Consider the following 10,878-nt stretch of genomic DNA (forward strand, 5'->3'; position numbering starts at 1 on the left):
ACTGAAAAACAATAGGATTTTTATATGGCGGAAGGAGAAAAACTGATCCCGATTAATATTGAAGATGAGATGAAATCTGCCTACATTGATTACTCAATGTCGGTCATTGTGTCACGGGCCTTACCTGATGTCAGGGATGGATTAAAACCAGTGCACAGGAGAGTACTTTACGGGATGCACGAACTGGGAGTCAGATCAAACAGTTCACACAAAAAATCAGCGAGAATTGTAGGGGAAGTTTTGGGTAAATATCACCCTCATGGTGATACTTCGGTCTACGATTCTATGGTGAGGATGGCCCAGGAATGGAGTCTGCGCTATATGCTCGTAGACGGGCAAGGAAATTTTGGTTCTATTGACGGGGATAGTCCGGCAGCTATGCGTTATACGGAAGCTCGCATGCGTAAGATCGCTGATGAGATGCTTACCGATATTGATAAGGAAACGGTAGACCATCAATTAAACTTTGACGATTCATTACAGGAACCCACAGTTCTTCCTGCAAGAATACCCAACTTACTGATCAACGGAGCATCAGGAATTGCAGTTGGAATGGCGACCAATATGCCACCGCATAACCTCTCTGAGGTTGTAGACGGTACGGTAGCCTATATTGAAAACAATGACATTGAGATCGATGAACTGATGACGCACATCAAAGCACCCGATTTTCCAACCGGGGGGATAATTTATGGCTATGAAGGTGTTAAAGAGGCATTCCACACGGGTAGAGGACGAATTGTCATGCGTGCGAAAACTCAATTTGAGGAAGTACAGGGAAGGGAATGTATCATAGTTTCTGAAATCCCTTATCAGGTGAATAAGGCCGATATGATCAAGAAAACGGCTGACCTTGTTAATGATAAGAAAATTGAAGGAATAAGCAATATTCGAGATGAGAGCGATCGTAACGGGATGCGTATTGTTTACATTCTAAAACGCGATGCTATTCCTAATATCGTTTTAAACACGCTATTTAAATATACAGCACTACAGTCTTCCTTCAGTGTAAACAATATTGCCCTTGTTAAAGGGAGACCACAATTGTTGAACGTAAAGGAGATGATCGGCTTTTTTGTAGAGCACCGCCATGAGGTGGTTGTTAGAAGAACCAAATATGATCTAAAAAAAGCTGAGGACCGGGCTCATATCCTGGAAGGCCTCATTATTGCATCAGACAATATTGATGAGGTAATAAAGATCATCAGAGCTTCTTCTAATGCAGATGAGGCGAGGGAGAATTTAATGGAGCGCTTTAAACTGACAGAAATTCAGGCGAAGGCAATTGTCGAAATGAGATTGCGTCAGCTTACCGGGCTGGAGCAGGATAAACTCAGGACGGAATACGAAGAAGTTCTTAAAACCATTGAAGATCTCAAAGACATTCTAGCTAACAAGGATCGGAGAATGCAGATCATCAAAGATGAGCTACTTGAGGTAAAAGAAAAGTTTGGGGATGAAAGGCGTTCGGAGATCAATTTTGCCGGTGGTGACCTGAGCATTGAAGATATGATCCCGGATGAGCAGGTAGTGATCACTATTTCGCATGCAGGATATATTAAAAGAACACCGCTTTCTGAATATAAAACCCAAAATAGGGGTGGTGTTGGCCAAAAGGCTTCATCTACCCGAAACGAGGATTTCCTTGAACATCTATTCGTAGGGACTAACCATCAATATATGCTGTTCTTTACGCAGAACGGTAAATGTTTCTGGATGCGCGTCTACGAGATTCCGGAAGGTAGTCGTACCTCAAAAGGCAGGGCTATTCAGAATCTTATTAATATTGAATCACACGACAAGGTTAAGGCCTTTATATGCACCCAGGACCTGAAGGATGAGGACTATGTGAACAGTCACTATGTCATCATGGCGACAAAGAAAGGGGTTGTAAAGAAAACTTCCCTGGAACAATATTCAAGACCACGACAAAATGGTATCATCGCCATTAATATACGGGAAGGTGACGAATTGCTGGAGGCAAAACTCACCACAGGTACCAGTCAGATTTTCCTCGGTCTAAAATCTGGGAAAGCTATTCGCTTTGAAGAAAGTAAGACCCGACCTATGGGCAGGAGTGCTTCAGGAGTTCGCGGGATCACACTAGCCAGTGATGATGATGAAGTCATCGGAATGGTCTCAGTACACAATTTCGACGAAGAAATCCTGGTTGTTTCTGAGAATGGCTACGGGAAGCGATCGAGCATTGATGACTATCGTATAACGAACCGCGGTGGTAAGGGAGTAAAGACAATTTCAATTACAGATAAAACCGGAGGCCTGGTTGCGATAAAGAATGTATCTGATTCAGATGACCTGATGATTATTAACAAATCGGGGATTGCAATACGTATGAGTGTCGACGACCTAAGGACCATGGGAAGGGCAACACAGGGGGTTAAACTTATCAATCTGAAGGAGAATGATTCCATTGCTGCGGTTGCCAAAGTGATGAAGGACGAAGACAATCTGGAGGAAGTAGAACTCAGAGATATCGAAGTAAAAACTGAAGATGGCACGGCTCTTGATAATCAAGAAACGGAATCGGAAGAATAATTAATAAACACAAACACAAAAGTTTAGAACAATGAAAACGAAGTTATTTATTTTAATGGCCATGTTGATTAGTATGGCGGCTTTTTCCCAAAAGAATGAGCTTAAGGCGGCAGAAAAAGCACTTAAAGGTGGGGATCCTACCGCAGCCAAAGCCAGCCTTGATGCAATTTCAGGATCGATCAGTGGGGCGGATGAACGTCTCCAGGCCCAATACTATTTTGTTCGTGGACAAGTTTTTGCCGACCTGGCAAAAAAAGGAGACGCCAGTGCATTTGATGGTGCAGTGAAGGCTTTTCAGGAAGTTCTCAAAGTAGAAGAAGCAAGTGGGAAGAAAAAGTACAGCACAGAAAGTGAGCAAATGCTTGCCGGATTAACATCCGACCTTATCAATGCTGCCGTTGAGGATAACAACAACAAGAAGTTTAAGGAAGGTGCGGATAAACTGTATATGGCTTATCAGTTAAGTCCGAGAGACACTATTTATCTCTATTATGCAGCGAGTAGTGCTGTGAACGGACAGCATTTTGAGGAAGCACTGGGATATTACGAAGAGTTGAAAGCTTTGGGTTATGACGGGAGTTCGATGTCTTACAAGGCGACTAATGTAGAGACCGGAGAAGAAGAAGAGATGAATGACAAGGTGCAGATGGATTTAATGGTGAAATCTGGAAACTACAAGGATCCGAAGATGGAGAGGACTCCTTCAAAAAGTTCAGAGATCATCAAGAATATTGCATTGATCTACACACAACTGGGACAGGATGAAAAAGCACTCCAGGCTTATAAGGATGCGAGGGCAGAGAATCCAAACGATGTCAATCTTGTTTTAAATGAAGCCAATCTTTATTACAAGATGGGCGATAAGGACACCTTTAAAAGCCTTATGTCAGAAGCCTCCAATATGGCACCAGACAACCCTGATCTGCAGTACAATATTGGAGTTATTAATATGGAACAGGGAAATTTAGAGGAAGCGCGTACCGCATACAAAAGGGCTATTGAAATCAATCCCGGATATGTCAATGCACAGTTAAACCTCTCCACTACCTACGTGAATGAAGGAAACAGTCTGATCGACGAAATGAATGAACTGGGAAATTCCCGGGCCGATATCGCCAGGTATGAAGAATTGAAAAAGCAAAAGGATGATTTGTTTAAAGAAGGTGCGTTGGTACTTGAAGACGCGCTTAAACAAAATCCTGACAATCAGGGTATTTTATCCCAGTTGAAGAATATTTATGGAGCCTTGGGTGATAACGAGAATTTTATGAGGATCAAGAAACTATTGGGCGAGTAATTTTCCTTATAGCCAAAAAATAAAGCCCGGCCTTTTTACAGGACCGGGTTTTTTTATAGGATCTTTTTTATAACCCTGAGCCTGTGGGTGTAAGACCCCAATTCTACATTGTAAATCCCGGTCTGATCAAGCCTGTCAATCCGAACTTTACCATGAGCATGGATCAGATGGTTGTTATTCATAATAATGCCCACATGGGTAATCACCCCATCCTGGTCATCAAAAAACGCCAGGTCACCCGGACTGCTTTCTTCTACAAAACTTAGTACTTCACCAATATTCGCCTGTTCTTTAGCATTCCTGGGTAGCTTGTAACCATTGATCTTGTAAACCATTTGAGTTAAGCCCGAACAATCTATTCCAAAAGGAGTTTTCCCTCCCCATTGACAGGGGGCATTTAAGTATTGCAGGGCAGTTTCAAGTAAGTGAGATTTCTCAAGTCGGCCACTTACTAATTCTCCTTCATATGTATGACCAAACACCTCGGCATTTTGCACCACAGAGCCAAGCAATATTGGGATCAACTCATTTTGATTGACGCTTACAAAGGAAATCAGGTCTGAGGCATGTGCAGGTTCTTTAATCCCTTTAAATTCCTTATACTTTTCTTTTGGAATAGGATGGATCTGATTTTTGGGAATCCACCCTTCGGTGTCATCAAATGTTACCCTAATCTTATTCCAGTCTTTGCGGTGATCAGTGATTTTGTACAGGTCCCCGTAGAGTAGCTGACTCACCTGCTCAGCTGCATGATTTGCCGAGGCCATGATAGGTATACTACTCAGGGCACAAAGCCCGTAATGGGAGGTGTTTTTTTGCAAGTAAGTTTATTTACGTTCCAGGATTAGAGCTGAAGCTCCACCACCACCATTGCAAATAGCGGCGGCTCCGTATTTTCCATTATTCTGTTGCAGGATACTGAGGAGGGTAATGACAATTCGTGCACCTGAGCAACCTAACGGATGACCCAGTGACACAGCACCACCATTTACATTGACATTTGAATCATCAAGACCGAGTAACTTCATATTGGCAAGGCCCACTACGGAAAAAGCTTCATTGAATTCAAAGTAGTCGATTTCCTCTAATTTCAGCTTAGCCCTGTCCAGCGCTTTGGGCAAAGCTTTTGCCGGAGCGGTTGTAAACCATTTAGGTTCCTGGGCTGCATCGGCATAGGATTTGATACTCGCCAGGGGTTTTAAGTTTAAGGCTGCCGCTTTTTCGGCACTCATAAGGACCAAAGCAGCTGCACCGTCATTAATAGTGGAGGCGTTGGCTGCGGTTACTGTACCATCCTTGCTGAAGGCTGGTCTGAGGGAAGGAATTTTTTCCAGTTTTACATTTTTGAACTCTTCGTCTTCAGCTACAACCAGAGGCTCACCTCTTCTTTGGGGTACTTCAACAGGAACGACCTCGGAATCAAATTTACCTTCGGCCCAGGCCTTGGCTGACCTTTGATAGGATTGTATGGCAAACGCATCCTGTTCTTCCCTGCTGAACTTATGCTCTACGGCACAAAGGTCGGCACAAACACCCATCGCATTCTGATCGTACGCATCAACAAGTCCGTCTTTCTGCATGCCATCTTCAAGGGTGGCCGGTCCGAATTTCTGACCGGTTCTCATGTGTACATAATGGGGGATCAAACTCATATTCTCCATGCCGCCTGCGACAACTATTGAGGTGTCTCCCAATGCTATGGATTGTGCAGCCTGCATGATGGCTTTCATCCCGGATGCACAAACTTTGTTAACCGTTGTACAAGGTACGGTATCGGGGATACCGGCATAAATAGCTGCCTGGCGGGCAGGAGCCTGCCCGTTGCCCGCTGAAACGACATTTCCCATTAATACTTCTTCAACTAAATCGGGAGAGAGCCCTATTTTATCTAGGGCACCTTTTATGGCAACAGCTCCCAGTTTTGTAGCCGGCATCCCGGAAAGGGATCCCAAAAAACTACCGATTGGAGTTCTTGCTACGGAAACGATAACAACTTCTTTCATAATCTGTTTTCTTGTAACGCGAAATTAAGAAATTATAGGGCAATGCGTAACCAAAGGCAGAGAAAAGAGGAGGGTTGCCATTATATTTTCTATTTTTGGTCGAGGCGTAATATCCAATGGAAGATTCACTAGATAAATTATATAAGAACCAGTCCCTGATCTACAAATATGTTCTCTATTTTGTAACCATTGGATGTATCGTATTCTTTTTCCCCAGGGGGGGTAAATTTAAATACGAATTCCAGAAAGGAAAGCCCTGGCAATACGAAAATCTATATGCCCCTTTTGATTTTTCGATCAAGAAAACTGCAGACGAAATTGCTCAGGAACAACAAGCCCTGCAAGAACAACAAGTACCTTATTATACATATGACACGTCTGCTGTAACAGAGGTCAATCGAATATATGATGATTCATTTTCACAAGTGTTTCCTTCAGAACGCTATTCCAATACCCAGTTAAGACGATTAAAGGGAATAGGGCAGGATATTTTAAATGAGCTTTATAAGAATGGGATTGTAGACAATACTGCGGCCGGCAATTCTTCGGAATACCTCTACCTCGTTAAAAATAACGAAGCCAGTCGGTTCAGAAAGGATGAACTATATACGGTCACCCAGGTAGATTCTATGGTGCAGGAAAGTTTGCGCAACCGAAGAGCCGGAGAATACTATTCCCTCTTTCAGGACCTGTTTTTTAACTTGGTAAAACCAAATGTGAGTTATGACGCTGAGCTGTCTAAAAAAGAGCTGGAAGACGAAATGTCACGGATCTCAACTACCCGGGGAAATGTAGACGAGGGCATTCTTATTATTGCCAGGGGCGAGGTTGTGGAGGCAGAAAACTATACTATTCTGAACTCCCTGAAGGCCGAGTTCGAATCGGAGGTTTGGACGGCCAACAATCAGTATTTTATTCTATTTGGATATACTATCCTGGTGGCACTGGTACTAATTATGCTCTTCCTTTTTCTTAAAAAATACAGGCCTGCCATCTATCGCAATAACATCAAGGTGACTTTCATTTTCTTCAATATTCTCCTGATGGTCTTTCTGACCACCCTTGTAGTGAAATATGACGGAGCCTATGTCTATGTTGTGCCCCTGTGCATACTTCCCTTGATACTGAAAACATTCTTTGATGCCCGACTAGGATTGTTTGTCCATGTACTTACGGTTTTGATCCTCGGGTTTGTAGTCCCTAATAGCTTTGAATATATCTTCCTCCAGATTATTGCCGGTATTGTAACCATTCTCACTGTTTCTGAATTGTACAAAAGGGCCAATTTATTTATTTCTGTCGGCCAGATTACCCTTATATACATTGTTGGGTATTTTGCCTTTCATATCATACACGAGGGCAATCTGGACAATATCAACTGGTTCACTTTTGGCTTCTTCTTGCTAAATGGGATGATAACCTTATTCGCACAGCCACTTATATATATTTATGAAAAGATTTTCGGGATGGTTTCTGATGTGTCATTGCTAGAACTATCGGATACTAATTCCCGTTTGTTGAAAGAACTATCCAATAAAGCACCGGGCACTTTTCACCATTCCCTCCAGGTTGCCAATCTCGCTGAAGCTGCGGCTAATGCCATAGGGGCCAATGCCATGCTCGTGAGGGTAGGCGCCCTTTATCATGATATTGGAAAAATGAACAATCCCACATATTTTACTGAAAATCAGGTAACCAACGTAAATCCGCATGATGATATTGATCCAAGGGATAGTGCAAGGATCATAATTAACCACGTCATCGAAGGAATAGAATTAGCCCAGAAAAATAATTTACCCGATCGTGTGATAGATTTTATACGAACGCATCATGGTACGACCAGGGTCTATTACTTCTATAAAAAGGAAATGGAGCGGAACCCTGAGGTTGAAGAAGACGATTTTAAATATCCCGGCCCTATACCATTTTCCAAGGAAACTGCCATTCTGATGATGGCAGATTCGGTGGAAGCAGCATCTAAAAGCCTTGTAAATCCATCCTATCCAATTATTGAGGAATTTGTTGAGAAGATCGTCAACGGACAAATGAAGGGGAATCAATTCCTCAACGCCAATATTACCTTTAAGGAGATTGAGATGGTAAAGAAGGTGCTCAAGAAAAAGCTTACCAATATCTACCACCTGAGAGTAGAGTACCCGGAGTAGTAAAAATTACGGCCATCTATTAAAAGTTAAGGTTGTAATAAATTTCTTTTTTAAGTTGTGAATACATCTTATTTTCACAATATAACAGTTAGTCTGTCAACAATTAATAGTAAGACTATTAAATTGAAACTATGTTTATAAGATCGAATTTTTCGCTATGTATTTTCGTTGTAATTGTGACCGTCACACCATATATGGTTTCGGCCCAGGCCTCTTATCCAAAGGGATATGAAATTTCTGAAAAGGGTTATTATGCTGGTGCATTTGAGGATCAGGTAAGTGTAAGAGACTCTCTCTTTTTCTGGCAGGAAAAAATACGATTGCATACGGACAAGTCGAGTTTTCTACCCGGAGAGGTCGTATTTTTCAGAGCGGATGTTTTTACAGGCCCGGACCAGTTGCGGGTGAGTGCCAGTGAAGTGCTGAAGGTGGAGTTCCTGAATGAAAAAGGAGAATTGCTTTTAAGCCAGTTCCACAGAATAGAAAATGGAATCAGTGCCGGTTCTTTGGAAATTCCCAAAAAATTACAGGAGGGAGTGTATTATCTCAGGGCATATACCCAGTGGATGCTCAATTATGACCCTGATTTGATTGCAACAAAGGAAGTAGAAATTGAAGAGAGACGATCTAAAACCAAGTCCTTGGCCGAAGGCCTTGTTCTTCACCCGGAAAGTGGTTCTTTAATAAATCAGCTGCCAACGCAGGTGATGGTATATCACAAAGATATCAGCTTACACAAGGCACCCATTGTAACTAGTAAAGGGGAAATTGTCACCAGAAATATTGAATTTCAAAAGGGGATAGGCAGATTCCTTTTCACACCTGTAAAAGGCGAAACGTACTATATCAGTGTAGCGGATGATATGTTAATTCCATTACCGCAAGTTCAGGAAGTGGGGTATACAATTCAGCTTAATAATCTTAATTCCGATAAAGCACTTATCAATATAGAAGCTTCGGCTCAACTAATGGATCAGCCCGTATTCTTAAAGGGAGTAAGAAACGGCATAAGCTTTTTTGAGTCGGAGATAGTGTTTCAAAGCAGCCCCAGGGAAAAAATAGAAATCCCTAAAACCGAACTTCCAGAGGGTATCCTCGAGCTCAGATTGGAGGATAGCTCAGGCCAGGTTTGGGCACGACGACCCTGGAAGATCAATAAAAATGAATTGTATATTGAAGTAGAGAGGCAAACGGATGCTTCAGGGGATGAGGTGTTTAAATTTCAGGTTTATGATGAAACGGGAAAGCCAGTTGAAACCGAACTCTCCGTTAGTCTGCTGGAAGAAATAAATTCGGACTTAATCCCGGGATCTGTGCGGAAGGGAATAGAGGGTGAAACTGAACTGAGGAATCAGAGGTTTATTGAGGATTTACTCCTCCTTACAGGACAGTATACCGGGGAGGATATAAATGTTGTTCCATCCAGGGTCCCGGATGAAATTCGGTATGGATTCCAGAAAGGGCTCGAGTTTTACGGACAGGCATATGACCTCAATAATACTCTGCTGCAGAACACAGAAATACAGATGCTAATTACTGCGGGGGAGGAAGTTTTTGCCATAGAAACTAAAACCAACTCCAATGGGATGTTTAAAATAAGTGAAATGGAGATTGAAGGGGAGGCCCATATAATTTTCAGGACGGCGGGTGAGGAAACAGAAGAAAAGCTGGTGAAGGTAGTGCCCTATGAGTATGAAATTCCACCCCTGAAATTAACGGGAGAGGGATTGACATATTCTGAAAATAAGGTAGGATCAGATTCTGAAAGGCCTCAAAGATCTGTGAGGGATTTTGATTCAGACATTAGATCTGAAAAGCCAATCGAATTGGAGGAAGTTACCCTGTTGGCTACCAGGGAATTGCATAAGACCAGAGTTTCTCGTTATGATCTAAGGGCTACGCGAGTGATTGAACAGGACATAGAAAGGCCCAAAACCCTGCCCCAGTTATTTTTGAATATTCCGGGGGTTCAGGTTGTTGGTTTAGGAACCTTGAGTCCTTCCATATTTATCCCCAGAGCAGCCCGGTTGGGTCCTTTGTTATGGGTGATAGATGGATTTCCACTAAATCAGACGACTCGTTTTGTAGATGTCATTAATTTAGTCAGTTATATAGATGTGGAACGTATTGAACTGCTACTTGGTGCAGAAGCTTCAGTGTATGGAAGCCGGGCGGCCGGTGGGGTCATACAAATCTTTACTCGTTCGGGCTCAGATATTGAATATCTGGCTCGAAAGGATGCTGAAGTATTGTACCAGGGTTTTCATGAGTCGATGAGTTTTGAGGAATACAGAAATAATAGAAAGAGAAAAAGATCAGCCGAGGGGATTGCAAATACATTGTATTGGGAACCACAACTTCTAACTGATAGTAATGGAAAAGCGGAAATCAGGCTAGCAAGGCCTGCAATTGATTCACCTATGAGGGTTGTTGTTAAAGCCGTTACTGAAAATGGACTGAAGGGTAACACCGTTACATTTTTTTAAGCAAAAACCATTTCAAAAAGTTGCGTTCCAAGGAATGAAGAATTACATTTGCAGCCGCTATTCGGGTAAGCTGAATATCGATGCCTTGAAATATTGAAATACAGGAGAGGTGCCGGAGTGGTAACGGAGCAGATTGCTAATCTGTCGACGCGTAAGTGTCGCCTGGGTTCGAGTCCCAGTCTCTCCGCTTTCGTCACGCTCTGGCGTGACTTCGGCGGATAACATCCGCCAGGCTAAGGCCATAGCTATAGAGATTTTTTTTATGTAAGGGCGAACGTTCACGATATTATGTAGGTCAGACTACAGATATCATTAAAAGATTGAAAAGACACAACCAGGGAAAAGTACGTTCAACAAAAAGTGGTGTTCCC

The 10,878-nt window shown here is 42.6% G+C and carries 6 protein-coding genes, 1 tRNA gene and 1 pseudogene; 6 read left to right on the forward strand and 2 right to left on the reverse strand.

The window, feature by feature from the left end:
• The first annotated feature begins 24 nt into the window (after window positions 1-24).
• Window positions 25-2,556 carry a DNA gyrase subunit A gene (gyrA, locus tag ACA086_RS07525; protein ID WP_371002715.1) on the forward strand — a complete coding sequence of 844 codons (2,532 nt, stop codon included), beginning with the start codon at window positions 25-27 and terminating at the stop codon, window positions 2,554-2,556.
• Window positions 2,557-2,587: 31 nt separating this feature from the next.
• Window positions 2,588-3,853, forward strand: a complete 1,266-nt coding sequence (locus ACA086_RS07530; protein WP_371002716.1) for a tetratricopeptide repeat protein — start codon at window positions 2,588-2,590, stop codon at window positions 3,851-3,853.
• Between the two features lie 53 nt (window positions 3,854-3,906).
• Here the strand turns inward: ACA086_RS07530 and ACA086_RS07535 are convergent, their stop codons facing one another.
• A complete protein-coding gene (locus ACA086_RS07535) occupies window positions 3,907-4,674 on the reverse strand; it encodes an NlpC/P60 family protein (protein ID WP_371002717.1) in 768 nt (255 codons plus the stop codon).
• A gap of 6 nt (window positions 4,675-4,680) precedes the next feature.
• The gene (locus ACA086_RS07540) at window positions 4,681-5,856 is read right to left on the reverse strand and encodes an acetyl-CoA C-acyltransferase (RefSeq protein ID WP_371002718.1); all 1,176 of its coding nucleotides are present in this window, start codon (window positions 5,854-5,856) and stop codon (window positions 4,681-4,683) included.
• A 116-nt stretch (window positions 5,857-5,972) separates the two neighbouring features.
• Between ACA086_RS07540 and ACA086_RS07545 the strand changes: the two genes are divergently transcribed.
• The 4 genes and pseudogenes from ACA086_RS07545 to ACA086_RS07560 all read left to right on the forward strand — a co-directional run.
• Window positions 5,973-8,021 carry an HD family phosphohydrolase gene (locus ACA086_RS07545; protein ID WP_371002719.1) on the forward strand — a complete coding sequence of 683 codons (2,049 nt, stop codon included), beginning with the start codon at window positions 5,973-5,975 and terminating at the stop codon, window positions 8,019-8,021.
• 131 nt (window positions 8,022-8,152) lie between these two features.
• Window positions 8,153-10,507: a TonB-dependent receptor gene (locus ACA086_RS07550; RefSeq protein ID WP_371002720.1), complete on the forward strand. Its 2,355-nt coding sequence runs from the start codon at window positions 8,153-8,155 to the stop codon at window positions 10,505-10,507.
• Window positions 10,508-10,610: 103 nt separating this feature from the next.
• Window positions 10,611-10,694: transfer RNA gene (locus ACA086_RS07555), tRNA-Ser, on the forward strand.
• Window positions 10,695-10,788: 94 nt separating this feature from the next.
• Window positions 10,789-10,878 (forward strand): annotated as a pseudogene (locus ACA086_RS07560) (GIY-YIG nuclease family protein); the annotation flags it as partial.

The organism is Muriicola sp. E247 (assembly GCF_041358175.1).
Taxonomy (GTDB): Bacteria; Bacteroidota; Bacteroidia; order Flavobacteriales; family Flavobacteriaceae; genus Muriicola.